Below are 24747 nucleotides of genomic sequence, written 5' to 3' on the forward strand. Positions count from 1 at the left end.
TGGACAACCGTCCTGCAATAGTCGTCCCAATCCCGTTCGATTTCCGGGAAAGGACGAACCGATGCACAACGTTGTGCGCTCCCTGCTCGTGTCACTGACCGCGGCCGCCGTGGTGGCCACCACCGCCGGGGTCGCCGAAGCGGCCACCTGGTCGTCTTCGGACAAGTGGGCGACCTGGTCCAACGGCGGGTACACCGTCCGCAACGACGTCTGGGGCAGCGGGGCAGGCCCCCAGACGATCTGGGCGAACTCCTACAGCAACTGGGGAGTGTGGGCGAACCACCCGAACACCGGCGGCGTCAAGTCGTATCCGCATTCGGCGAAGAACGTCGGCCGCACACTCAGTTCACTGCGCCAGGTCTCCAGCAGCTTCGACGTCGGCCGCCCGGGCAGCGGCGCATACGAGACGGCCTATGACATCTGGGCGAACAACAACGCCTACGAAATCATGCTGTGGATGAACAAGCAGGGCGCGGTCGGCCCGATCGGCAGCAAGCAGACGACGGTGAGCGTCGGCGGCCACGCCTGGGACGTCTACAAGGGATCGAACGGGTCCAACGCGGTGTTCTCGTTCCTGCGCACGTCGAACACGAACGCGAGCACGGTCGACGTGCTGGCCGTGCTGAACTGGATCAAGGCCCGCGGCTGGTTCGGGGACGTGACCCTGGGCGAGGTGCAGTTCGGGTTCGAGATCACGTCGTCCTCGGGCGGCCTGAACTTCACGTCGAACAGTTACTCCGTCTCCGCCTCCTGACCGCCGGGTACCCGGGGCCGGGCCGTCCGATCCGGGCGGCCCGGCCCCGGTCCGCGTTCACCCGAACAGACCCAATACGCGATCCGGCGTAACCCTGGCGCGCAACCGGGCGAGTACCTCTTCAAAGAGCCGTGAGGAGGTGCCATGCCGGTGGTCAGGTGGTTCGTCGTGTCGGTGGCCCTCTGGTTCGCGTTGCGCGCGATGAACGGGCTGCTCGGTGGCGTGCAGGTCGACGGCCTCGTTTCCGGTGACGTCGAGTCGATCGCCTGGGGCAGTCCCGCCGGGGTGGTCGACCGGACCACCGCGCTGCTGCAGACCTGGGCGGCCCCGGGACCGGCGCGCGGCCTGGTCACGGCCGTGATGCTGGCCTACTTCGCCGTCGACCTCGTCTTCATCGCCGGGTACGTCCTGCTGCTGCGGGAACTGTACAAACGCGTGCAGGAATTCGCCGGCGTCGCCGCGCCGTATTCGCTTTCGCCGCTGCACTTCCTCACCACCTTGACCGCCCGGGGCCGGACCGTGCTCGTCTGCGTGATCGGGGTGGCGGACCTCGCCGAAAACGTGACGCGCCTGGCGCTCTACCTCCAGGTCGGCTCGCCGGGCGTGCGCGCCGGCACCGTGCTGGTCGTCGTCGCGTACGCGTGCACGGTCGTCAAGTTCGGCGGGATCCTCCTCGTGGCCTGGTCCGTCGTGGAATGGCTCCGGTCGGGTGCGTTCCGGGCGGAACTCCGGAACCGGCTGCGGGTCCTCGGCCGGTCCCTCTGGCGGCTGCGGCTCGCCGTGGCCGCCGCCGGCCTGTTCGCCGTGCTCGTCCTGTTCGAGCCGACCGGGCAGGTGTCCGACCTCGTCCGGCGCTGGGCCGACGACGGGGCATTCCCGTGGACTCCCGCGGTGGCGGCCTTCGGCGTCCTCCAGCTCGGCGGCGTGGTGTGGTGGACGACCCGGCGGCTGGTGCTGAGCCGGTGGTCGCAGGCGTCGGCCGGGGTGCCGTCCTGCCTGCTGCTCGTCGTCGGCCTCGCCGTCGCCTTCGCCGCGGCGCTGTCGGGGTGGAAACCGTTGTACGGCCTCGCGATCGTGGCGGGGGCGCTGGGCCTGCTCGGCCTGTGGTGGGATCGGTCGAGCGCGGGTGAACCCGAGATCGTGGTGGCCGAAAGCGAAGGGGCGGCCGAAAACAAGCGCCGCCGGGACGCCGGGCGTCCGCCCGCCGCGCAGCGCAACCGGATCCGCGCGCTGGCCCGGGGTTTCGCGGTGGTCCCGATGGTCGCGCTGACGGCCGCGGCGGTGACCGCGTTCACGCCGGTGATGTTCGTGCTGCCGGCCGCGGGGCGAGCGTGGACAGGCCCGTTCAAGGTCGCGGTGATCGTCCTCGCCGTCGCCTTCTTCCTGACGCCCTTCGTCGCTGTCCTCGGAATCCGCCTGCTGCGAAAGGCCGACTCGGCCAGCCCGGTGGCGGCCGAGGAGAATCCCGGGCTGAGCGTCTTCCAGTGGCTGCTCGTGCTGGTGGCCGTGGCCTACCCGGTGCTGGTCCTCGTGCTCGCGATCGTCACCGACCTCCCCGCTTTCTCGGCGCTGCCGGTCACCGCGGCGTTCTTGAGCCTCGCGCTGCTCGCGCTGACCGAGCTGCAACGGCTGACCGAGCGGTACAAGGTGCCGTCGGGCCTGTTGTTCCTCGGCTTTTCGAGGACGCCGGCGAGCCTGCTGCTCGTGGTCGTCTTCGTGGTGAGCAGCCTGGGCCCGCTCAACGACGGCTCGTCGCACGCCGCGTACCACACCGCTGGTCCCGCGCCGGCCGGCGCGGGAGCCGACCTGGGCACGCGGTGGACGCAGTGGAAGGGCGCGAACTGCGTCGACCGGAAGTCCGGCGTGGTCCCGCTGGTGCTGGTGGCGAGCCCGGGCGGCGGCCAGCGTGCCGCCTACTGGACGGCTTCCTCGCTCACCCGGCTCGTCGGCACCGAGCGCGCCCGGCCCGGTTGCCCGGGCGGGACGAAGGCGTCGGCGGTGTTCGCCCTCGGCGGTGCTTCGGGTGGCAGTCTGGGCAACACAGAGTGGGTCGCCGCGCTCGGCGGCGGCACCGCCGACTGGTACCGGCAGGCGCTGCTCGCCCACGACTACCTGAGCGATCCCTTCGCCTGGATGCTGACCGTCGACCTGGCCCGCGCGGTCGTCGGCTTCCCCGGCCCCGACCGGGCCCGGCGGCTCGAGGAACGCTGGGAACGCAGCCAGCCCGCGCTGGCGCAGGACTTCTTCACCCAGGACCCGCTGCTCCTGCTGACCGGCACCCAGGTCGAAAGCGGTTGCCGGCTGAACATCTCCGCGTTGCGGCTGGTGCAGCGCGGGGACGTCTGCGGCGCGATCGCCGCCGGCGCCGGGGCACCGGCCACCGCGGACCTGCTCGACTACGTGTGCGATCGGGCAGGCAAGCCGGCCGGGACCCTCAGCCGGTCGACCGCGGCGCTGCTGTCGGCCCGCTTCCCGTACGTTTCGCCGTCAGCCCAGCTCTACCGCTGCGACGACGGCGCGCGCATCGCGGACGTCGACGGCGGCTACGCGGACAACACGGGCATCGACTCGATGCTCGCCCTCTGGCAACGGCTGGAGCCGCTCGTCGCCGCCCACAACCGGACCGGGGCGGGAGCGACCGTCGTACCGGTCTTCGTCATGCTGGACAACCACTACCGGACCGTCGCGTCGGCGGTGCCGCCCGCGCGGACCCAGGAACTGTTCGTCCCGCCCAGCACCAGGGACCGCACCGACCAGCTCGACGACCTGATCGCCGAGCAGCGGGCGCGGGCGGCGTTCACCGGGCCGGTCCCGGGCCGCGCCGGGCCGGCGTGCGGGCTCGGATCCGGGGGCAGCCGGTTCGTCGCCGTCCGGCCGGCGAAATCGCCGGGGTCGAGGCCCCGCTGGCCTGGTCGCTCTCGGCGCTCGCGATCGAGGACCTCGACGTCCAGCGCGACGCGGCCATGCAGGCCGAGCCGCCGGCGGACCTCGGCCGGTGGCTGCGGGAAGCCCGGACAACCTGCCGATGACCGCGAGCGCGCCGCCGTGGCCGGTTAAGGTGGCCGGGTGGATCCGCCGGTGGACGAGCGACCCCGGGTGCTCGCCGAGCTGGTCTTCCTGCTGCTCTGGTTCCTGCTCTTCTCGTGGCTCGACGCCGCCGTGGGCCGGGATCTCGCGGCCGCGAACGCCCATGCGCTGACCCTCCAGGCCGCGGAACACGCGGTCCACCTCGACATCGAGCGAAGCGTCAACACGTGGCTGGCCGGGCACCCGGTCCTCGGTCACCTGGCGGTGTACCTGTACCGGCTGTACTACGTGGTCGTCGCCGGCGTGCTGCTGTGGGTGTTCGTCCGGCGGCCCGGGGTCTACCGCAAGGTCCGCCGGACGATGGTCGCGATGATGGCCCTCGTGCTGGCCGTCTACTGGGCGGTGCCGATGTCGCCACCGCGGTTCGCGCTGCCCGGTGCCGTCGACGTCGTGGCCCGGTACGACCTGCTGCACCAGGAGAGCTGGACGCATCCCAGTCACTACACGGCCATGCCCAGCATGCACGTGGGCTGGGCGCTGTGGTGCGCGTACGCCGGGTGGACCGCCCTGCGGAGCGCACATCCGCGCCTGGCGCTGCTGCCGTGGCTGTTCCCGCTGCTCATGGTGGCGGTCGTGCTCACCACCGGGAACCACTACGTCTTCGACGTCGTGGGCAGCGTCGTGCTGCTGGCCGTCTCGGTCGCCGCCGCGGCCGGGTGGGGCCGGCTCGTCGCGAAGGCCCGTCATTGAGCGTCCGGAACGCCCCAGGCGGCGGCGCCGGGTTTACCTCCCGGGGAATTGGTTCGGTGCCGTCGGGGCCGCAGACTTCACGCCATGACCAGCTACCGGATCCACACCGCCGCCACCGCCGACGAGAGCGTCAAGGAGCCCTTGAAGGCGCTGGAAAGCGCGTTCGGCTTCGTGCCCGCCGCGGCCGGCCTGATGGCGAACTCGCCCGTCCTGCTCGGCAGTTTCTTCGCCGCGTTCGGCCACTTCCGCGGCGGCGGGACCTTCGGCCCGGACGAGCGTCAGGTGCTGCTGCTGTCCAACGCGGTCGCCAACCGCTGCGAGTGGGCGGTGGCCTTCCACACCCTGGAGTCGCTCGAGGACGGGGTCGAGCCGGCCGTGGTCGAGGCGATCCGCCGGGGTGAGCGCCCCGGGGACGAGCGGATGGCGGCGCTGTGGGCGTTCACCCAGGCGCTGATCGAAACGCGCGGGCACGTCGGCGACGACCGGGTCGCGGCCTTCCGGTCGGCCGGGTTCACCGGGGAGCAGGTCTTCGAGGTGATCACCGCGGTGGCGATCTCGGCGATGACGAACCACACGGCGAACCTGGCCCGGCCCGCGCTGGAGGACACGGTGTCGCCGCACGCCTGGACTGCGGAATACTCGACCGGTGCCTGAGGTAGGTCCGCTGCTGAAACACTGGCGTGGCGCCCGGCGGCTCAGCCCGCTGGCCGCGGAGGCCGCGGTGTCGATCCGTCACCTCAGCTTCGTCGAGACCGGCCGGGCGAACCCGAGCCGCGCCATGGTGCTGAAGCTGGCCGAAGTGCTCGACGTCCCGCTGCGCGAGCGCAACACCCTGCTGCTGAGCGCCGGGTTCTCGCCCGAGTACCCGGAGTCCGAACTGGACGCGCCCTCGCTGGCCGCGGTGCGCGGCGCGCTGGAGACGATCCTCGCCCAGCAGGAGCCCTTCCCGGCGCTGGTGATGGACCGCAGCTGGGACATCCGGCACACCAACGCCGCCGCTCGCCGGTTCTTCGCGTTCCTGCAGGACGGACAGCCGCAGCGGGCGCCGGAGCCGCCGAACGTGCTTCGCCGGATGTTCCACCCGGACGGGGTACGCCGGCACGTGACGAACTGGCCGGAGGTCGCCGAGGCGCTGGTGCGGCGGGCGCGCCGGGAGGCGATCGGCGGGGTCGCCGACGAACGTGCCCAGCGGATCCTCGACGAGGTCCTGGACTACCCCGGGGTGCCGCCGGACCTGCGCGTGCTGGACGCGACGGCGCCCGTCCTGCCGATCGTCCCGATCCGGTACGCGCGCGGCGACCGGCGGTTCGCCTACTTCTCCACGGTGACCACCCTCGGCACCCCGCAGGACGTGACGCTGCAGGAACTGCGCATCGAGTGCTTCTTCCCGATGGACGAGGAAACCGGGGACCACGCGCGGCAGCTGGCCCGCCGGCCCGGAATGTCGTGATCCGGCCGAGGCGGGACGGCGGCCCGGGCATGGCCCGCGGCGACCGGCGCGGTTACCTTGGTGGGATCGATGGTTGAGTAGCCAGCCGTCTTCCCTTCGGCACCCGGGAGAAACGGCATGACGAGCGAACAGGAATGGCAGGACGACAAGGCAGCGTTCGCCGTCGAAGCGGGGTCGCCGCCGTCTTCGGCCGGTCCGCTGGCCCGGCAGTTCGCCGAGCTGACCGCCGCGCTGCTCACCGCACCCACCGTGGAGGACGTGCTGCGGCGCGTCCTGGAGGCGACGGCCCTCATAGTGCCGTCGGCCGACCTGGCCAGCTTCACGCTGATCGACCCCGACGGGGGTTTCCACACGCCGGCGGAGACCGACGAGGTCGCCACCGAGCTGGACCGGCTGCAGTACCGGTTCCGCGAGGGGCCCTGCGTGGAGTCCGCCGAGCCGGCCGGCCCGGCCGTGGCGATCGCCCCGGACCTGGCGCGGGAGCACCGCTGGCCCCGGTGGGCCCCGGCCGCCGTGGGCCTCGGCGTCGGCTCCGTGCTCTCGACCGCGCTGATCCCCGGGCCGCCGACCGGCCGCTCGCTCGGCGCGCTCAACGTCTACTCGCGGTTCCCGAACGGCCTGGACGGTGCCGACCGCGACGTGCTGCTGCTGCTCGCCACCCACGCCTCCCTCGCGCTGGCGGGCACCGACGCCGTCACCCGCGGCGAGCTGCAGGCCGAGCACCTGCGCAAGGCGGTCGACGGCCGGGACGTGATCGGGCAGGCCAAGGGCATCATCATGGCGCGCCGGGGCGTGTCCGCGGACGAGGCGTTCGACATCCTCCGGCGGGCGTCCCAGGACCTCAACGTCAAGCTGGCCGAGCTCGCCAGGACCCTGGCCGCCCGGCACACCGAGATCGACCTGCCCGCCGGGTGACACGGATCGGCGCCCCAGCCCGCCTTCGGTTCGGCCGGCGAGCCCGTCGACGACCAGCGGTAGGTCGAGGGGAGGGCGCACGAGCCGGTGCCACCCAGCCGGACGAGCTGCCACTGCTGGTTGGCGCCCTGCCAGTCGCCGTACTGGACGACGGCCGCACCGTCCGCGGTCGACGCGCCCGTCACCTCGACGGCTTTGCCGCTGTTGCGGCCGCGAGGACGGTCGCGAGCAGGGTGACCCGCGCGCGCCTGCGGCCCGCGCGGGGGACGACCCGGCAGGTGGAGCCTGACCCGTCGAACTCATGGTCGTCCTCCTCCGGCTGCCGCGCCGCTGCGGGGTACGTGGGCCACGAGGTGTGTTAGCGCTAACATGGCGGATGATCAGGCCGCCAGACCGGTCCCGGATCTTCAAGACGCCCCTTCGCGGGCACGGAGGAACTCATGCCCGACAGGCCAGTGCTCGCGGTCGGCGACGCCGAACTCGGCGAGCTGCGAACCCGGCTGGCCGGCACGCGCTGGCCGGCTCCGTGGCCGGTGACCGGCTGGGCGGCGGGCACCGATCCCGGCGAGCTGCGGCGGCTGGTCGCCCACTGGGCGTCCGGCTACGACTGGCGTGCGCACGAAGCCGCCATCAACGCCCTGCCGCACCACTTCGCGGACATCGCCGGAACTCCGGTGCACTACCTGCGGTTCGACGGCGAAGCGCCGGACGCCTTGCCGATCATCCTGACCAACGGCTGGCCCAGCTCGTTCCTGGAGCTGATCGGCTTGGCCCAGCGGCTCGCCACCCCGTCGGAGCACGGCGGTTCCGCGGCGGACTCGTTCACCGTCATCGTCCCGTCGCTGCCCGGCTTCGCCTTCTCCCCGCAACGCCCTTCGCTCACCGATCCCGTGCAGACCCACGAACTGTGGCACCTGCTCATGCACGAGGAACTCGGCTTTTCCCGGTACGCGGCGCACGACGGAGACCTGGGCGCGGGCATCACCTCCCGGCTGGCCGAAGCCCATCCCGACGCCTTGGCCGGAATTCATCTGATGGCCGTCGCCAGTCCGGTCGCCTACGACGAGGGGAGCCTCACCGCGCCGGAGCGGCCTACCTCGGCTCGGTGGCGACCTGGTCGGCGCAGGAGGGCGCGTACCAGCACCAGCAGAGCACCCGGCCGGTCACCTTGGCCTACGGCCTGGCCGACTCGCCCGCCGGGCTGCTCGCCTGGATCGTCGAGAAGTACCGCGCGTGGAGCGACTGCGGCGGGGACCTGTCCGCGCGGTTCAGCGACGACTTCCTGCTGACGCAGGCGTCGCTCTACTGGTTCACCAACACCATTTCGACGTCGTTCCGGCCCTACTACGAATACGCCGAGCACCTGACCCGCCGGGTCGAGCGGGTCGAGGTGCCGACCGCCGTCGCGCTGTTCCCGGCCGACCTCACCCGGCCGCCGCGCAGCTGGGCGGAGCGCACGTACAACGTCACGAGGTACACGACGATGCCCCGCGGCGGCCACTTCGCCGCCTACGAGGAACCCGGGCTGCTCGCCGGCGACATCACCGCCTTCTTCCGGGACCTGCGGTGACGCCGTCCCGGGGCGGGACGGACGGTCACCGGACGAGGCGGAAGAACCCGCGCACCTGCTCGACCAGCGATTCAGGCTGTTCCAGCGCGGCGAAGTGGCCGCCGCGCGGCAGTTCCTCGAACCAGCGCAGGTCGGTGAACCGCCGCTCGGCCTCCCGCCGCGACGGCCGGGTGATGTCGCGCGGGTAGACCGACAGCCCGGACGGCGCGGTGACCGGGTCCCGGAAGCGGGCGAAGCTTTCCCAGTAGAGGCGCGCGGACGACGTGGCCGACGCGGTGAACCAGTAGACCGAGATCTCGTCGAGGATCTGCTGCCGCGACACCGCGTCCTCGTGGTGGCCGTCGTGGTCGGTCCAGGCCCAGAACTTCTCGGCGATCCAGGCGGCCTGGCCGGCGGGGGAGTCGGTGAGGCCGTAGCCGAGCGTCTGCGGCCGGGTGGCCTGCAGTGCCGAGTAGCCCCGGCCGGTCCGCTGGAACTCCTTTTCGGCCTCGAGGTTCGCCAGCTCCGCGGGCGTCGGGTCGGCGAAGGTGGCCGCCGCCACGGACCCCAGGTTCAGGTGCACGCCGGCGACCCGCCCGGGCGCCACCTCGCCCAGCGCGCCGGACACCGCCGACCCCCAGTCACCGCCCTGCGCGCCGTACCGTTCGTAGCCCAGCGAACCCATCAGCGTGTCCCAGGCGCGCGCGATGCGGGTGACGCCCCACCCGGTCGTCGACGGCTTGCCGCTCCAGCCGTACCCGGGCAACGACGGCGCGACGACGTGGAACGCGTCCGCCGGGTCCCCGCCGTGCGCGCGCGGGTCGGTCAGCGGGCCGAGGACGTCCAGGAACTCGAGCACCGAACCCGGCCACCCGTGCGTGAGCACCAGCGGGAACGCGCCCGGCTCCGGCGAGCGGACGTGGAGGAAGTGGATGCCGAGCCCGTCGACGGTGTCGCGGTACTGCGGGAAGGCGTTCAGCCGGCCGGCGAACCCGAAGTCGTAGTCCTCGGCCCAGCTGCGGCACAGCTCCTGGGTGTAGGCCAGCGGGATTCCCTGTGACCAGTCGTCGACCGGCTCGGGTTCGGGCCACCGCGTCCGGCGCAGCCGGTCACGCAGATCCGCGATCTCGGCTTCGGTGATGCTGACCTCGAACGGCTCGGCGGTCACAGCGGGTCTCCCTCCATCGGCAACGGGTTCCGGCGCTGGGCCGGCGAGGTGCGCGCCTCGATCCTCCAGTGTGGTGTGATCTCGACGTGAGCCGTGCCGGGGAGGAGAGCAACCGTCGCCTGCTGCGCGCCCGCGACACCATGGACCGGGACTACGCCAAGCCGCTGGACGTGCCGGCGCTGGCGCGGGTCGCGCACGTCTCGGCACCGCACTTCACCCGGACCTTCCGCGCCACCTTCGGCGAGACACCGCACCGCTACCTGCAGCGCCGGCGGGTGGAGCGGGCCATGTTCCTGCTGCGCTCGGGCGACCGGAGCGTCACCGACATCTGCCTGGAGGTCGGCTTCACCAGCCTCGGCACCTTCAGCCGCACGTTCCGGGACATCGTCGGCGAGTCGCCGACGGCCTACCGGCGCCGCGGGCCGCTGGCGGGCGTGCCGACCTGCTTCGCGATGGCGTGGATGCGGCCGCGGAGCTGATCGTTTCGGATAAGCGTCCCGGTGCGCCGCTGCACTACCGTCGCCCCCATGCTCAACGCAATCACGATTTCGCAGATCTTCGTGCTCGACCAGGACGAGGCGCTCGACTTCTACGTCGGCAAGCTCGGCCTGGAGGTCCACACCGACGCCGACCTGGGGTTCATGCGGTGGCTGACGGTCAACGTGCCCGGTCAGCCGGACCGCGAGATCCTGCTGGAGAAGCCGGGCGCGCCCCGGATGGACGAGGCGACCGCGGACCAGGTCCGCGACCTGCTGACCAAGGGCGCCATGGGCGGCTCGCTGTTCTTCACCACCGACGACTGCCGCAAGACCCACGAGACGCTGCTGGCCAAGGGCGTGGAGTTCACCGACGAGCCGACCGAGCGCCCGTACGGCATCGACTGCGGCCTCCGCGACCCCTTCGGCAACAGCATCCGGTTCAGCCAGCCACTGTCGGGATCCTGAACGGCGGGCCGGCGCCCCGCGGCTGCTGGTGAACGCCACCCCGGTGGCCGGTGGTGCACTACGGTCGGTGGGGGAGATCCCGGATCCTTCGGGGGGCTGAGGGTGGCGGAAGAGACCGGCTCGGTGGTGCGGCGGCTGCGGGTGCGGGCCGGGCTGACGCAGGAGGGCCTGGCGGACCGGTCGGGGGTGTCGGTCCGGACCATCCGGGGGCTGGAAACCGGGAGCCGGCGTAATCCGCAGCTTGCCTCGCTGGTGCAGCTGGCGGACGCACTCGGGCTTTCGGCCGGGGAACGTGACGAGTTGCTGACGGCGCTCGGTGCCGCGGCACCGCCGGTCACCGCGCGGCCGGTGCCGCGGCAGCTGCCCGCCGCACCCCGCGGGTTCGCCGGCCGGACCGGAGAACTGGCCGCGCTGGAACGCACCGGTGACGGGCGGAGCGCGGCGATCACCGTGATCGTGGGGGCCGGCGGCATCGGCAAGACGTGGCTGGCGCTGCAGTGGGCGCACGACCACCTGGACCGGTTCCCCGACGGGCAGCTGTTCGCCGACCTGCGGGGCTTCAGTCCCGGCGGTGACCCGGTGGAACCGCTGACCGTCGTGCGCGGGTTCCTCACCGCGCTCGGTGCGGATCCGGCGGAACTGGCCGGTGGGCCCGGCGAACTGCCCGCGCTGTACCGCAGCCGGGTGGCCGGTAAGCGGATGCTGATCGTGCTGGACAACGCGGCCACCGCCGACCAGGTGACGCCGCTGCTGCCCGGGACGCCGGGCTGCACGGTGCTGGTGACCAGCAGGCAGCTCCCCACCGCGTTGTTGCACCACCACGGCGCCCAGCACGTGCGGCTGGGCGTCTTGGCCGAGGCCGACGCGCACACGCTGCTCGCGCACCGCCTCGGCCACCACCGGCTGGCCGCCGAACCGGCGGCGACCGCTGCGCTGATCCGCGCGTGCGGGCACCACCCGCTGGCGTTGTCACTGGTGGCCTGCCGGGCGCAGACCGGCTCCGGCACCCCGGTCGGCGAGTTCGTCACCGAACTTCGCGAGGCGGGCCTGGACGCGCTGGACGACGCCGACCCCGCAGCCAGCCTCCCCGACGTCCTCTCCTGGTCCCTGCGTTCCCTGACGGCCGAGCAGTGCAGAGCGTTCGCGCTCCTGGGCGTCGCTCCCGGCGCCGACATCGCCCTGCCCACCGCCGCGCACCTCGTCGGCCTGCCCCCGCCGCGGGCCCGGAAGATCCTGCGCCGGCTGGAAGACGCGTCACTGCTCGGCCGCCACACCCACGACCGCTACCTGCTGCACGACCTGACCCGCGCCTACGCCGCGACGACAGCACACGAAAGCCTGGCCGGCGACGAAATCGAGGCGGCGCTGCACCGTGTCTTCGCGTTCTACCTCCACACCGCGCACGCGGCCGACCGGCTCCTGAACCCGCACGGCCCGGCCGTCGAGATCGACCCGCCTGCCTCCGGCACACGCGCCCACCCGCTCGCCGATGCCACGGCGGCGCTGGCCTGGTTCGATCACGAGCGCCTCAACTTGCTCGCCACCCTGCAAACCGCCGCCGCCCGCAGCCGGCACCGCGGGGTCTGGCAGCTGGCCGAGACCCTGAACACCTACCTCCGCCGCCGAGCCGGCCTCGACGAGCTCCTCGCGGTACGCCGGGCCGCGGTGGACGCGGCCACCCACCTTCGTGAGCACAGCGCCCTGGTCCTCGCCCACCGGCGCCTGGGCCGCACCCATGCCGAGCTGGGGCACCACGAGGAGGCCCTCCACCACCTCCACCGGGCCCTCGCCATCGCCGAGCGCCAGGACGAACAGGCGCACGTCCACCGGATGCTCGCGCTCGCCCACGGGGTGCGGGACGACCACCGCCGAGCTCTGGAGCACGCCACCCAGGCGTTGAGCCTCTTCCGCGCCGCCGACGATCCGGAATGGCAAGCCGACGCGCACAACCAGGTCGGCTGGCACGCCGCCCACCTCGGCGACCACGCCAACGCGTACACCCATTGCGAGGCCGCGCTCGCCGGGCACCGGCAGCACGGCAACGCCGAGGCCGCGGCCGACGCCCTGACCAGCTTGGGCTACCTCGCCCAGCACACCGGCCACCACGAGCAGGCGATCGACCACTACGAGCAGGCGCTGGCCCGGTACCGGGCGTCGGGCAACACCCGGCTGGCCGCCGACACGCTCGCCCGCCTCGGAGAGCCGTACGACGCGCTGCGGCGGCACGACGAGGCTCGCGCGGTCCGGACCGAAGCGCTGGAGTTCTACCGGCGGAACGGCCACACCGCCGCCACCGACCGCGTGCAACGACAACTCGACGGTTGACGTCTCGATCGCGGCCTGTCAGGTGAAGAGACCACCGACGGTGCCGAGGGCAGGCAGGGGGCGGCCGCAGATCTCGTGGGCTTCGGCGGCCGGGAGGCCGAGCATGCGCAGCAGGTCCTCGGTCACCCGGTCGGTGGTTTCGGCGTCGTCGCGCTCGGGCCGGCGGTGCAGCAGGTGCCCCAGGCCGAGCGCCGCTCCGGCCACCGTGATCATGGCGAGCTCGGGGTCCTCGACGGTGAAGCGGCCCGCTCGCACGGCGGCCTCGATGTCACGGCGGGCGCGGGGGGCTAGGCCACTGTCCGAAGTGGCTAGTTCGAGGCCGTGGTGCAGCAGCACCTTGCTGAGTTCGGGGTGCTTGCGGTGCAGCCGCCCGGTCAGGCGGAAACTCTGCGCGAACACCAGGGCCGGGTCGTCCGCGTCGGTGGTCAGCTCGTCGAGCAGGGAGCCGTGGACGTCGAGTGCGTCCTCGACCGCCGCCTGGTAGAGCTGTTCCTTCGTCTCGAAGTGGTTGTAGAACGACCCCAGCCCGACGTCCGCGGCCTGCGTGATCTCCAGGACCGGCACCGCGGTCTTCCCCTCCGCGATGAGCGCCTGGGCCGCCCGGACGAGCGCGGCGCGGGTGCGCGCTTTGCGCCGCTCCAGCCGGCTCGCGGCTTGCTCCGGCATCGGTGCTCCTCTTTCCGGTCGGTTCCGGCGGATCGTATCACTAGTGACGAATTCGTCATGAACGCTTGACTGACGAGCGGCTCGTAACTGACGATGTCGTCATCATTGTTGATGGAGGGAGCAGCCGTGGCAGTCGGACACGACCCGCACACCGGCCTGCACAGCGAGCACGGCGCGCTCGCGGGCGAGCACCCCGGCCGGGCGGCGCACCCCGTGATCAAGGCGGACGACCTGGCCTGGCTGGAGTTCGAAAAGCCGGATCTCGCGCGGGCCGAGGTGTTCGCGCGGGCCTTCGGCTTCGCCGTGACGCTGAGCACCGGGCGGGAACTGCACCTGCGGGGGACCGACCCCGGTGCGCCGTGCGTGCTCATCCGCCGGGGCGCCCGGTCGAGGTTCCGCGGGCCGGTGTTCCGCGCGGCCGAGCGGAGCGACCTGCTGCGGCTGGCCGAGTTCGCGGGGCGGCCGATCACTCCGCTGCCGGACGCACTGGGCGGGGTCGGCGTCGACCTCGCCGATCCGAACGGCCTGCGCGTCCGGGTCGTTTCGGACACGCACGAGCTGCCCGCGCTGGCACCGCAGGAGCCGCACACGTTCAACTTCGGCCACGACGCCCGGCGCCGCAACGCCACCCAGCGGCCGCCGCGAGCGCCGGCGCGGGTGCAGCGGCTGGGGCACGTGGTGCTGCAGACGACGAAGTACCGGCAGACGCTCGATTGGTACCTCGAGCACCTCGGGCTGATCGTCAGCGACTTCCTGTACCACCCGGGCCGGCGCGACCGGGGGCCGGTGATGAGCTTCATCCGCTGCGACCGCGGCCGCGAGCCCGCCGACCACCACACCCTCGCCCTGACGCTCGGCCCGGCCAACCGGTACGTGCACTCGGCCTACCAGGTCGCCGACCTCGACGCGCTCGCCGCGGGCGGGGAGTACCTGCGTGACCACGGCTACCACCACTCGTGGGGGATCGGGCGGCACATCCAGGGCAGCCAGCTGTTCGACTACTGGCGTGACCCGGACGGGTTCATGGTCGAGCACTTCAGCGACGGCGACCTGTTCGACGCCACCCTCGAACCCGGCTGGGCGCCGATGACGGCGTCCGGCCTGGCCCAGTGGGGGCCACCGGCGACGGCCGACTTCCTCGGCGTCAAGCCCGGCAAGGAAGCCCTGCGCGAGCTGCGCGCGGTGTTCTCCGCCCTGCGCGAAGACAACGAATTCGACGCCCAGCGCCTCCTGGGCCTGCTGAAAGTGGCCCGCTCATGAGCCTGACCGTCCTGCGCACCGCCGACGGCTCCTGGTACGTCGCCACCCCGTCCGGCGCGGCGAAGATCCCCACCGCGGCGAAGACCACCGCCGAACTGCTCGCCGACCGCGCGGCGATCGCCGCCGCGGGCCCGGCCACCGGCTCTGTCCAGGACCTCGCCCTGGTTTCGCCGGTCACCGCGCCCTGCCGCGTCGTCGCCCAGATGACCAACTTCGCTTCGCACGTCACGGATTCCGGGATGGACCCGAAGACCGTGCCCCTGACGTTCTTCCGCAAGACGTCCGGCTCGATCAGTGGCCCGTTCGACGACGTCGTCAAGCCGGCGCACGTGCGGCTGCTCGACTACGAGGTGGAGATCGGGCTGGTCATCGGCCGGGAAATCCCGGTGGGCAGCGAAATCTCCGCGCCGGCCGAGTACGTCGCGGGCCTGGTGGTCACCGACGACGTCTCCGCCCGCGACGTCCAGCTGCCGCAGACCCAGTTCTACGAAGCCAAGTCCTACCCGGCGTTCACCCCGGTCGGGCCCGCGCTGGTGCTGCTCGAGCCGGGCGAGTTCGAGCGGTTCGCCGACCTGCGGCTGCGGTTGTCGGTCAACGGCTCGGTCCGCCAGGACTCGGTCGTCGGCGCCGACATGATCCACCGCCCGCTCGAGGCATTGCGGGCGTTGACCCGGTTCCAGCGCCTGGATCCCGGTGACCTGGTGCTCACCGGCACCCCGGCCGGCACCGCGCTGTCCGCACCGCCGAAAGCCGTGGAGAAGCTCGCATCGCTGCTGCCGCCCGCGCTCAAGTGGAAGCTGTTCTTCAAGGGCCAGGCGAAAAACCCGAAATACCTGGCCGACGGCGACGTCGTCGAAGCGTCGATCGCGACCGACGACGGTCTCCTCGACCTGGGCACCCAGCGCACGGTTGTGAGGTACCAGCGATGACCGGCGGCTCGTTGTGGCCGAGTTACGCCGGGCCTGGGGAGCTGGCCGCGATCGAGGCCGTCCCGCTCGCCGAGCGGGGCCTGCCGGAATCGACGTACGCCCTCCTCTCGCGGGCGGCCGGGGCGTGGCCGGATCGGCCGGCGACCACCGTGCTGCCCGACGCCGTGCGCTGGCGCGAACCCGTCCGGCGTACCTTCGCCGAGCTGCTCGCCGACGTCCACCGCTACGCGAACCTGTTGCGGGACCTGGGCGTCCGGCGCGGGGACGCGGTGGCCCTCATGGCACCCAACTGCGCCGAGCTGATCCCGGCGACCCTGGCCGCCCAGCTGGCCGGGATCGCGGCCCCGCTCAACGGCGGGCTGCACCGCGCCCACCTCACCGAACTGCTCCGGCTGTCCGGTGCGCGCGTGCTGATCACCGCCGGACCGGAACTCGCGCCGGAGGTCTGGGACACCGCCCGGGCCCTCGGCGCCGACCTCGACGCGATCCTCGTCCTGCGCCCGACCGGCGCGACCGGCGAACCTCCGCCGCTGCCGGCTGTCGACGGCGGGCGCGTCGGCTACCTCACCGGCCTCGCTGCCGGGCACGACCCGGCCGCGTTCGCCGGCGCACCGCCCGTGGCGGCGGACCTGGCCGCGCTGTTCCACACCGGGGGCACCACCGGGGCCCCGAAACTCGCCGCGCACACGCACGCCAACGAGGTCGCCGACGCCTGGATGATCGCGGCAGGCTCGCTGCTCGACGACGGCTCGGCCGTCTTCGCCGCGCTGCCGCTGTTCCACGTCAACGCGTTGGTGGTCACGCTGCTGGCGCCGCTGTTCAAGGGGCAGCACGCGGTGTGGGCCGGTCCGCTCGGCTACCGCGAACCGGCCCTGTACGGGCAGTTCTGGAAGATCGTCGAGCACCACCGGATCGCCGCGATGAGCGCCGTCCCGACGGTGTACGCGGTCCTCGCGCAGTGTCCCGTCGACGCCGACATCGCCAGCCTGCGCCACGCCATGGTCGGCGCTTCGCCCCTGCCTGCCGCCGTCCGCGAAGGTTTCGAGACCCACACCGGCGTCACCCTGGTCGAAGGCTACGGGCTCACCGAAGCCACCTGCGCCAGCGCGCGCAGCTTCCCCGACGTCCCTCGCGCCGGCAGCGTCGGCCAGCGCCTGCCCTACCAGCGGATGAAGGTCGTGCACCCGGAAACGGGGGAGGAGCTGCCGCGCGGGCAGACCGGTGTGCTGGCGATCAGCGGCCCGGCCGTCTTCCCCGGGTACGTCGTCGGCCGGGACGAGCACGGCTACCTGCTGGACGGCCTCGGCAAGCTGCGTGCCGGCTGGCTGGACACCGGCGACCTGGCCCGCCTCGACGCCGACGGGTTCGTGCACCTGGCCGGCCGGGCCAAGGACCTCATCATCCGCGGCGGCCACAACATCGATCCCGCGATGATCGAGGACGCCCTGCTGGCCCACCCCGAGGTGACCGCGGCCGGCGCCGTCGGCCGCCCCGACGAGCACGCCGGCGAAGTGCCCGTGGCGTATGTGACCCTCGCTCCCGGCGCCACGGTCACCGAGGACGACCTGGTGACCTGGGCCGTGGAACACGTCCCGGAGCGAGCTGTCGTGCCCAACGCCGTCACGGTGCTCGACGCGCTCCCCGTGACCGACGTCGGCAAGCCCTCCAAGCTCGCCCTGCGCGCCGACGCCACCCGCCGTGCCATCGCCGAGGCCCTTGCGCCGTTCGACGGGGTGGCGGTCGACGCGGTGATCGAGGACGGGACCGCGGTCGCCGTCGTCACCTTGGAGTCCGAAGTGGACGAATCGAAGGTGACGGACGTCCTCGGCCGCTACGCCGTCCCCGTCCGCTGGGGAAATTCATGACTCCCGGCCTTCCGAAGAGAGTCCCGGTCGTGATCGTCGGTGCGGGCCCCACCGGGCTGACCGCGGCGGCCCTGCTCGGCCGGTACGGCGTCGAGTGCCTGGTGCTGGAGCGGTGGGAGTCGGTTTACCCGCAGCCGCGCGCGGTGCACCTGGACGACGAGGTCCACCGCATCCTCGGCCGGCTCGGGCTGGCCGGGCGGTTCGCCGCCATCTCCTGGCCCTGCCACGGGCTGCGGCTGCTCGACCCGGACCTGCGGGTGCTGGCCGAGTTCCGCCGCGCCCCGGACGGCGGCCGCCACGGCCACCCCCAGGCGAGCATGTTCGACCAACCGGAGCTGGAACAGCTGCTCCGCGCCGGCCTTGGCCCCGGCATCCTGCGCGGCGGCACCGAGGTCACCGGCATCTCGCAGGACGAGGCCGGCGCGCGGGTCGAGGTCACCGACCGAGCCACCGGTGCACGGGAGACGATCCACGCGGACTACGTCCTGGGCTGCGACGGCGCCAACAGCCTGACCCGGACGGCGATCGGCGCGGCGACGGCCGACCTGAAGTTCGACCAGCGCTGGCTCGTGGTGGACGTCGCCACCCCCGCCGACCTCGGCGAATGGGAAGGCGTGCACCAAGTCTGCGACCCGCGCCGCGCCGCGACCTACATGCGCATCGGCAAGACCCGCTACCGCTGGGAATTCCGGCTGCTGCCGGGGGAGACCGGCGCCGGCTTCGACGACATGGGCCGGCTGCACCCGCTGATCGCGCCGTGGACCAAGGACGTCCCGGCCGGCGACCTGGAGATCGTCCGCGTCGCCGAGTACACCTTCCGGGCGCGCGTCGCGGACCGGTGGCGCGACCGCCGGGTGTTCCTGCTCGGCGACGCCGCCCACCTCACCCCGCCGTTCATCGGCCAGGGGATGGGCGCCGGGCTGCGTGACGCCCTGAACCTGGCCTGGAAACTCGCCGGCGTCCTCGACGGGACGCTGCCCGAGCGCACGCTCGACACGTACGAAACCGAACGTAAGCCGCACGCCCGCGCGATGATCCGGCGCGCGATGCTGATCGGCAAGGCGATGACCGAAGGCGGCCGGGTCGGTGATCTGATCCGCCGGGTGGTCGCCCCGCGGTTGAGCGGTCGCGCTTTCGCCAGCGAGACGCCCGCGCTGCACCGGTCGGACCTCGTCGTGCGGCCACGCCTGCGGCGAAACGCGGCGGGGCGGCTGTGCCCCAACGCCCTTTTCGACGACGGACGCCGCTTCGACGACGTCGTTGACGGCCGCTTCGCCGTGGTCACCGCGACGGTCCCGGCCGAGCCGGAACGAGCCGCCATCCGGGACCGCGGCGCGGTGCTCGTCACCACGCGGTGTTCGGCCGAGCTGCGCCGCTGGCTGCGTTCCGGCGCAGCCGTCGTCCGTCCGGATGGGACAGTGCTGTGCGCGGGTACCAGCCTTTCCCGGCTCTGCCGGTTCCTGCCGCGGCCGTGAACCGGCGTCCTAGGCCGGTGTGCAGGTCAGCTTCGGTGGTGGTGCCGTCCCGCTCGCCTGGAACCCGAAGGTGGTGCTGCCGCCCGGACCGATCGGGCCGTTCCAGCCGGCGTCGGTGGCGACCACGCTCGCGGCGTTCTGCTTGAGGGTGGTGTTCCACGAGTTGGTGACCTGCTGGTCGCCCGGCCAGGTCCAGCCGACCCGCCACCCGGTGAGCGCCGTGCGGCGGTCGTTGGTGACCGTCACCGTCGCGACGTGCCCGGTGCCCCAGTCGCCGTTGACGTGCAGGCTCGCCGAGCACCCGGCCGCGGGCAGGACCAGCAGCGTGATGGAGTTCGCCGGGTAGGTCGCGTCGAGGTGGCCGCCGGCCGCCGGGAGGTCGTCGCCGCGCACGATGGCGCGCAGGTCGGCCGGGCTGTAGGTGAACCGTTGCGCCGCTCCGGCGTTGTCGAACTCGGCCACCGACAGCGGTGCGGTCAGGTCGTCGCCGGTCTTGTTGACGACCATGACGGTCAGCGCCTGGTCGGCGGACCTCTGCGCCGCGTACACCGCCAGCCGGCCCTGATCGGCGGCGGTCGCCGACACGCTGACGTCTCCGAAACGGCTGCCGGCGCCGTCGTAGTTGCGGTACATCCGGAACGCGTAAGCGCCCGGGTCGGTCGGCTTGGGCTCGCCCCACATCGTGGCGAGGTCGAGGCCTTCGCGCCCGAAGACGCCCAGGATGTCGGCCTCGGCCAGTGCGCCGTTGATGTCGTCGAGCGCGCCCCAGTTGTATTCGGTGATGGCGGTCTTGGTCCCGGGGTTGTACTGGGCGATCCACTGTTTCGCCGTGCGGATGTACTGCAGCGGCGGCGCGTTGACGCCGCTCGGGCCGATCCAGGACTCCTCGACGTAGCTCGGGTCCCACAGCGACCGGACGGACCGCAGCCGCAGCGCGTTGGCCTCGGGCGTCTTGTCGCCGCTGATCTGCGGGTAGAAGTGCTGGTCGAAGTAGTCGAGGAAGCGCTTGCCGCCGTGGGCGTCGCTGTAGTCCTTCATGGTCTTCAGGTACCACTGGGACAGGTTGAGCCCGCTGTGCGCGGCCGAGTCGGCACCGGGGCCGCAACCGTCCACTCCGGACGCGACCCATTCGCAGTAGCCCCAGCCGGACGGGCCGAGGACCGCCGCGCTGGGGTCGGCGGCCTTGATCGCCGCGGCGGCCGCGGTGCCCTTGCCGCCGAGTTCGTCGTCCGAGACGGGGTCGGGGTGCACGTCCCGGTGCGTGCTGGACCAGAGCACGGGTTCGTTGTCGAGTTCGTAGATCGGCACGCCGCCCTGGGCCGCCGTGCCGAACTGCGACACCAGGTGCGACACCATCTCGCCGTCGAACGCCGCGTCCGCGGGGATCGAGGTGTCGGCGGGGACGCCGGTGAGGTTCTGCTGGTTCAGCTTGCCGTTGCCGCAGCCGGGGTCCCACTGGTCGAAGCTGTCCTGCTGCGGGAACCGGGTCGCCGGGAACCCGCAGGCGAACGGGTGGGACGACGGCGAGTCCTTGGCCACCCACCCGCTCAGCGGCACGGCGACGACCGGCTTGATGCCGCGGCCGAGGTTGGCCCCGACCATCCCCTCCACGGAGTGCTCCTGGTCGGCGACGATGTTCTCGAAGTACCAGTCGCTGCCGGTGTTGTAGGTGTGGTTCTTGAAGTTGTACCGGCTGGTGGCGTTCCCGCCCCAGCGTGCGACCGACTGGCCGATTTCGGCGTTGAACGCCGGATCGCCGCCGTTGAGGCCGTAGATGTCCGGGCTGATCGGGTGCCGGGCGGCGGACACGTCGATCGCCAGCGCGAGCCCGTCCGCCGCCGAGACCGGCGGGGCCGTGAGCGTGACGGCCACGAGGGACGTCGCCAGGCCGGCCGCCGTGACCGCTCGCCGCTTCCGCCATCGCCGAGCAGCCTTCACGGATGCCTCCACCGATCCCCGTCGCCGGATTCCCTTTGCCGACAGCATGGTGGGGTGGCGCGGAGGGAGCGTCAAGGCGTCGACGATTTCGCTCCCGTCACCCGTGAAAGTTTCACCGGCGGGCGAGCCCGCCTGCCCTCAGGCCGGCACGTGCGGAAGGAGGTGGGCCGCGGATCGCCGCAGCTGTTCTCGCACCGCGCCGAGGTCGGCGTCGAGGAGCTCGTGGTCGCGTTTGCGCCAGCGGCCGGCGACCATGACCGCTTCGATGTCGCCGGCCCCCGCGTACAGCGCGGTCGCGAGCGGGTTCGGCCCCGAACCGTCGATGACGACGAGGTCGGCCTGCATCCCGGCCTCGAGCCGGCCGACGCGGCCGTCGAGGCCGAGCGCCCGGGCGCCTTCGGTCGTCGCCCAGGTCAGCGCCTGCTTGGCGGTGATCGTCGTGGTGAGGGCGAAGGAGCCGGTGTCCTGGCGGTGGCGCTCGTGGTCGTGACCGCGCTGGGTGGCCAGGGCGATGCGGGCGGCGGAGAGCACGTCGGCGGGGGCGACGGCGTCGGTGTCGGTGCCGAGCGACGGCGCGGCGCCCAGCCGGAGCAGCTGCCCGGTCACCGGGATCCCGTGCCCTTGACCGAGTTCGTTCTCCGGCGTGCAGGTGATGCTCGCGCCCGCGTCGACCAGGATCTTGACCCACTCTTCGGTGAGCCCGGCACCGTGCACCACGTTGGTGCCCGGGCCCAGCAGCCCGGCCGCCCGCACCGCCGCCCACGCGGGTCCGGGCGCTCCACCGCTCTGGTGCATCGACACCACGAGCCCGCGCTCGGCGGCGGCGCGGAAGTCGGCGACCGCGGCGTCCGGAGTGGACAGCTGCGGGCCGCGGACCGCCATGCCGACGGTCAGCAGCGGGCCGCGGGGCAGCCGGTCGACCTCGCTCACCGGGTGTGCCGCGTCGGCCGCGGAATACGGGGTGCCGTGCAGGAACACGCCGCGGATGCCGGCCGCCCGGAGGCCGTCGAGCGCTGCGTCGGTGTGCTCCGGGGTGGGCGTGTTGTGGCACCAGTCGCCCAAGGTCGTGGTGCCGCGGTCGAGCTGGGACAGCGCGCCGGCGAGAGTGCCGATCCGCATGTCCTCGGGCCGGTAGCGCCCGGCCACGGCGCCGTGCAGGCGGCCGAGGTAGTCCGCCAGCGTCCAGTCCGCGCCCACCCCGCGCAGCGCGGTCTGCCACGTGTGGAGGTGGGCGTTGACCAGTCCGGGCAGGACGATCCGGTCCGCCACGTCGACGACCTCCGCGCCGGTCGGGTCGAGTCCGTCGCCCACGGCGGCGATGGTGTCGCCGTCGATCAGGACGTCGGCGCGTTCGGAGCCGGGCCGGTGCGGCGCCATGGTGATGACCTGCGCGCCGCGCAGCAGGAGGCGGGTCATCCGGTCACGCCGGGAGCCATGGTGCGCACGGCGGCGCGGGTCGACTCGAGGAAGTCGCGGGTCGCGATGTGCCCGATGTAGCCGTCGGGCCGCACGAGCAGCAATGTGTCGCCCACGATCCCGTAGCTCCGGCGGAAGCCGTGTTCCCCGGTGGTGAGCCGCCGCAGGGGCGCTCCCGCGGCCGGCCAGGCCAGCTGATCGCTCGCCGCGGCCGCTTCCGGGCCGTACGCGACGAGGGTGAAGTGCGGCCCCCGGTAGGCGTCGAACAGCCGCGAGCCGGCCCATCCGGCGTCCGGTGCCCGGTCGCCGGCCCGCAGCGTCGTGGTGCGGTCGGTGCCGGCCGGGGCGAGCGGGCCGCCGTGGTAGGTCAGCGACAGCTGCTGTTCGTCCTTGCCGCGGCGCAGGCTCGACGGGTCGAGCTTGGCGAGTCCTTCGTACTTCTTCGTGGACAGGCCGAGCACGCCCGCGGCGATGGGCAGGCGTTCGGCTTCGTAGCTGTCGAGCAGCCGCGCGCCGGCTCCGGCGAGGACCTGGCCGAGCTTCCAGCCGAGGTTGTGGGCGTCCTGGATGCCGGTGTTGAGCCCCTGCGCGCCGGCCGGCGTGTGCACGTGCGCGGCGTCGCCGGCGAGGAAGACGCGGCCACGGCGGTAGGTCTCGGCCAGGCGGATGTTGGGCCGGAACACCGACCGCCAGCGGATGTCGTGCACGGCGACGGCGCGGTTGCGGGTGTGGGCCCGGATCCGCCGGGTGATCGCTTCTTCGCCCGCGGGTGGTTCTTCGCCGGGGGAAAGGCGGATCATCCACTGGAACAGGTCGGTGTGCGGCAGCGGGCACGCGCCGACGAACCGGCCCTTGCCGCCCGGCCAGACGTGCCAGCGGGTGCGGGACAGGCCGGTGGTGACGGCGTCGACGATGAGCATCCGGTCCTGGTCGTCGGTCTCGCCGAGGAAGCCGACGCCGAGGTGCTTGCGGACGGCGCCGGCCCCGCCGTCGGCGCCGACGAGGTAGCGGGCGGTGATCCGTTCGGGACCGCGGTCGCCGAGCACGGTGGCGGTGACCGACGTGTCGTCCTGGGCGAACCCGGTGAGCTCGCGGCCGTGTTCGACCCGGCCGCCGAGTTGGCCGAGCCGGTCGTGCAGCACGGAGTCGGTGCGGTACTGGGGCATCAGCCGGGTGTTCGGGTAGGGGACGTCGTCGGTGCGTTCGCGGTGGCGGAACATGCGCCACGGCACGGTGACCGGGCCCAGGTGGATGCCCAGGCGGGGGTAGTCGCTGCTGCCGGCGAGAACGTCGTCGAGCACGCCGAGGTCGTCGAACACTTCGAGCGTTCGCGGCTGGAGCCCCTTGGCGCGGGAGCCTTCGAAGGCGTGCGGGGCCTTGTCGACGATCCGGACGGCCAGGCCGCGGCGGAGGAGGTCGATCGCCAGCGTGGTGCCGGTCGGGCCGGCCCCGGCGATCAGGACGTCGAGGGTCTGGTTCATGGTTCGAGCCGATCGGGGTGGGGAACGGCGAACGACGCGAGCAGGTCGCCGACGTCGTGCGGCCGTTCGAAGGGGGCCATGTGGCCGCATCCGGTGATGACGTGGGTCTGCCGCGGGCGCAGCAGCTCGTGGACGGTGTCGAGGTGCGCGATCGGGGTGACCTGGTCGTCGTCGCCCCACACCAGCAGGACCGGGCGGCCGAGAGTGCCGGTCCGGCGGAAGAGGTCCTGCCGCTCGTACAGCGGGAAGTCCTGCAGGGTCTGGAAGAACGCGTACAGGGAGCCTTCGTACCGGTAGGCGTCCCGGACCACGGCGACCAGCCGGGCGGAGAGTCCGGGGTCGCGGACGTTGTGCCCGAGGTGGTCTTCCAGCAACCGGCGGCCGAAGTGCCGGGCGACGAACCCGGCCACGACGTCGTTGCGCAGCAACCGTTGCGGCCGCGGACGTTCGCCCAGGCCGGCCGGTCCGACGACGGTGAGCGTGGCGACCGCTTCCGGGTACAGGTTCGCGTAGGCCAGCGCGACCAGGCGCCCATCGAGGTCCCGACGAGGTGCCGTGGCGTCGTGAGGTTCAGCGCCGAGGTCAGCTCGGCCAGTTGCCGGACGAACAACGCCTGGTCGTAGCGGCCCTGGACGCGGTCGGAGTAGCCGCGGCCGTAGGCGCTGCAGGTCAGGGTGCGCAGGCCGCGGGCGTGCAGCCGGGCGGCGAGTCCGTCCCAATAGGACAGCGGGATCGTGATGCCGCCGACCAGCACGGCGAGTTCGCCGTCCACGGGACCGGCGAGCTCGTAGTGAGTTACTCCGTCGGACAGGGAGACGAAGCTGCCACGCAGGGT

General features: G+C 72.8%; 20 protein-coding genes and 1 pseudogene. 14 read left to right on the forward strand and 7 right to left on the reverse strand.

Annotated elements, in window-relative coordinates; all coding sequences use genetic code 11:
- Window positions 1–61: 61 nt before the first annotated feature.
- The 6 genes from AB0M93_RS13460 to AB0M93_RS13485 all read left to right on the forward strand — a co-directional run bounded on the left by AB0M93_RS13460 (window position 62) and on the right by AB0M93_RS13485 (window position 6896).
- Window positions 62–754 carry a hypothetical protein gene (locus AB0M93_RS13460; RefSeq protein ID WP_364272335.1) on the forward strand — a complete coding sequence of 231 codons (693 nt, stop codon included), beginning with the start codon at window positions 62–64 and terminating at the stop codon, window positions 752–754.
- Window positions 755–898: 144 nt separating this feature from the next.
- The gene (locus AB0M93_RS13465; RefSeq protein ID WP_364272338.1) at window positions 899–3811 is read left to right on the forward strand and encodes a hypothetical protein; all 2913 of its coding nucleotides are present in this window, start codon (window positions 899–901) and stop codon (window positions 3809–3811) included.
- Between the two features lie 9 nt (window positions 3812–3820).
- Complete coding sequence (locus AB0M93_RS13470) at window positions 3821–4531, forward strand: phosphatase PAP2 family protein (RefSeq protein WP_364272341.1); 711 nt, start codon at window positions 3821–3823, stop codon at window positions 4529–4531.
- 84 nt (window positions 4532–4615) lie between these two features.
- The gene (locus AB0M93_RS13475) at window positions 4616–5185 is read left to right on the forward strand and encodes a carboxymuconolactone decarboxylase family protein (RefSeq protein WP_364272344.1); all 570 of its coding nucleotides are present in this window, start codon (window positions 4616–4618) and stop codon (window positions 5183–5185) included.
- Window positions 5178–5981, forward strand: coding sequence for a helix-turn-helix transcriptional regulator (locus AB0M93_RS13480; protein ID WP_364272347.1), 804 nt, complete (start codon window positions 5178–5180; stop codon window positions 5979–5981). Before AB0M93_RS13475 ends, AB0M93_RS13480 begins: the two co-directional genes overlap by 8 nt.
- Before the next feature lie 117 nt (window positions 5982–6098).
- Window positions 6099–6896 (forward strand): GAF and ANTAR domain-containing protein, encoded by a 798-nt coding sequence (locus AB0M93_RS13485; protein WP_364272350.1) that lies wholly within the window; start codon window positions 6099–6101, stop codon window positions 6894–6896.
- Window positions 6897–6904: 8 nt separating this feature from the next.
- Here AB0M93_RS13485 and AB0M93_RS13490 read toward each other — a convergent pair.
- Window positions 6905–7105, reverse strand: a pseudogene (locus AB0M93_RS13490) (non-reducing end alpha-L-arabinofuranosidase family hydrolase); the annotation flags it as partial.
- 231 nt (window positions 7106–7336) lie between these two features.
- On the opposite strand from AB0M93_RS13490, the gene AB0M93_RS13495 reads away from it, so the two are divergent.
- Window positions 7337–8185: an epoxide hydrolase gene (locus AB0M93_RS13495; RefSeq protein WP_364272353.1), complete on the forward strand. Its 849-nt coding sequence runs from the start codon at window positions 7337–7339 to the stop codon at window positions 8183–8185.
- A gap of 306 nt (window positions 8186–8491) precedes the next feature.
- Here AB0M93_RS13495 and AB0M93_RS13500 read toward each other — a convergent pair whose 3' ends face one another.
- On the reverse strand, window positions 8492–9613 hold the full coding sequence (locus AB0M93_RS13500; protein ID WP_364272356.1) for an epoxide hydrolase family protein: 1122 nt from the start codon (window positions 9611–9613) through the stop codon (window positions 8492–8494).
- A gap of 140 nt (window positions 9614–9753) precedes the next feature.
- On the opposite strand from AB0M93_RS13500, the gene AB0M93_RS13505 reads away from it, so the two are divergent.
- The 3 genes from AB0M93_RS13505 to AB0M93_RS13515 all read left to right on the forward strand — a co-directional run bounded on the left by AB0M93_RS13505 (window position 9754) and on the right by AB0M93_RS13515 (window position 12882).
- Complete coding sequence (locus tag AB0M93_RS13505) at window positions 9754–10092, forward strand: helix-turn-helix transcriptional regulator (RefSeq protein ID WP_364272892.1); 339 nt, start codon at window positions 9754–9756, stop codon at window positions 10090–10092.
- Window positions 10093–10140: 48 nt separating this feature from the next.
- Window positions 10141–10557, forward strand: coding sequence for a VOC family protein (locus AB0M93_RS13510; RefSeq protein WP_364272359.1), 417 nt, complete (start codon window positions 10141–10143; stop codon window positions 10555–10557).
- Window positions 10558–10659: 102 nt separating this feature from the next.
- On the forward strand, window positions 10660–12882 hold the full coding sequence (locus AB0M93_RS13515; RefSeq protein WP_364272362.1) for a tetratricopeptide repeat protein: 2223 nt from the start codon (window positions 10660–10662) through the stop codon (window positions 12880–12882).
- 18 nt (window positions 12883–12900) lie between these two features.
- On the opposite strand, the gene AB0M93_RS13520 is transcribed toward AB0M93_RS13515, so the two are convergent.
- Window positions 12901–13548 carry a TetR/AcrR family transcriptional regulator gene (locus AB0M93_RS13520; protein ID WP_364272365.1) on the reverse strand — a complete coding sequence of 216 codons (648 nt, stop codon included), beginning with the start codon at window positions 13546–13548 and terminating at the stop codon, window positions 12901–12903.
- Window positions 13549–13674: 126 nt separating this feature from the next.
- Here AB0M93_RS13520 and AB0M93_RS13525 point away from each other — a divergent pair, with 126 nt between their 5' ends.
- Genes AB0M93_RS13525 through AB0M93_RS13540 form a run of 4 tightly spaced genes read left to right on the forward strand, consistent with a single transcriptional unit; the run spans window position 13675 to window position 19077 of the window.
- Window positions 13675–14808, forward strand: a complete 1134-nt coding sequence (locus tag AB0M93_RS13525; RefSeq protein ID WP_364272368.1) for a VOC family protein — start codon at window positions 13675–13677, stop codon at window positions 14806–14808.
- Window positions 14805–15737, forward strand: a complete 933-nt coding sequence (locus AB0M93_RS13530) for a fumarylacetoacetate hydrolase family protein (protein WP_364272371.1) — start codon at window positions 14805–14807, stop codon at window positions 15735–15737. Before AB0M93_RS13525 ends, AB0M93_RS13530 begins: the two co-directional genes overlap by 4 nt.
- Window positions 15734–17602, forward strand: a complete 1869-nt coding sequence (locus tag AB0M93_RS13535) for an acyl-CoA synthetase (protein ID WP_364272374.1) — start codon at window positions 15734–15736, stop codon at window positions 17600–17602. Before AB0M93_RS13530 ends, AB0M93_RS13535 begins: the two co-directional genes overlap by 4 nt.
- Window positions 17603–17631: 29 nt before the next feature.
- The gene (locus tag AB0M93_RS13540) at window positions 17632–19077 is read left to right on the forward strand and encodes a bifunctional 3-(3-hydroxy-phenyl)propionate/3-hydroxycinnamic acid hydroxylase (RefSeq protein WP_364272376.1); all 1446 of its coding nucleotides are present in this window, start codon (window positions 17632–17634) and stop codon (window positions 19075–19077) included.
- A gap of 9 nt (window positions 19078–19086) precedes the next feature.
- Here the strand turns inward: AB0M93_RS13540 and AB0M93_RS13545 are convergent, their stop codons facing one another.
- From AB0M93_RS13545 to AB0M93_RS13560, 4 genes are all read right to left on the reverse strand, one after another.
- On the reverse strand, window positions 19087–21015 hold the full coding sequence (locus tag AB0M93_RS13545; protein WP_364272379.1) for a glycoside hydrolase family 44 protein: 1929 nt from the start codon (window positions 21013–21015) through the stop codon (window positions 19087–19089).
- A gap of 138 nt (window positions 21016–21153) precedes the next feature.
- Window positions 21154–22431 (reverse strand): amidohydrolase family protein, encoded by a 1278-nt coding sequence (locus AB0M93_RS13550; protein WP_364272382.1) that lies wholly within the window; start codon window positions 22429–22431, stop codon window positions 21154–21156.
- Window positions 22428–23912 (reverse strand): FAD-dependent oxidoreductase, encoded by a 1485-nt coding sequence (locus AB0M93_RS13555; RefSeq protein ID WP_364272385.1) that lies wholly within the window; start codon window positions 23910–23912, stop codon window positions 22428–22430. The genes AB0M93_RS13550 and AB0M93_RS13555 overlap by 4 nt, the downstream gene beginning before the upstream one ends.
- Entirely contained in the window at window positions 23909–24631 is a 723-nt protein-coding gene (locus tag AB0M93_RS13560) for an alpha/beta fold hydrolase (RefSeq protein WP_364272388.1), read from the reverse strand. Before AB0M93_RS13560 ends, AB0M93_RS13555 begins: the two co-directional genes overlap by 4 nt.
- Between the last annotated feature and the right edge of the window lie 116 nt (window positions 24632–24747).

Origin of the sequence: Amycolatopsis sp. NPDC051102 (genome assembly GCF_040682815.1) — a bacterium.
Lineage (GTDB): Bacteria > Actinomycetota > Actinomycetes > Mycobacteriales > Pseudonocardiaceae > Amycolatopsis.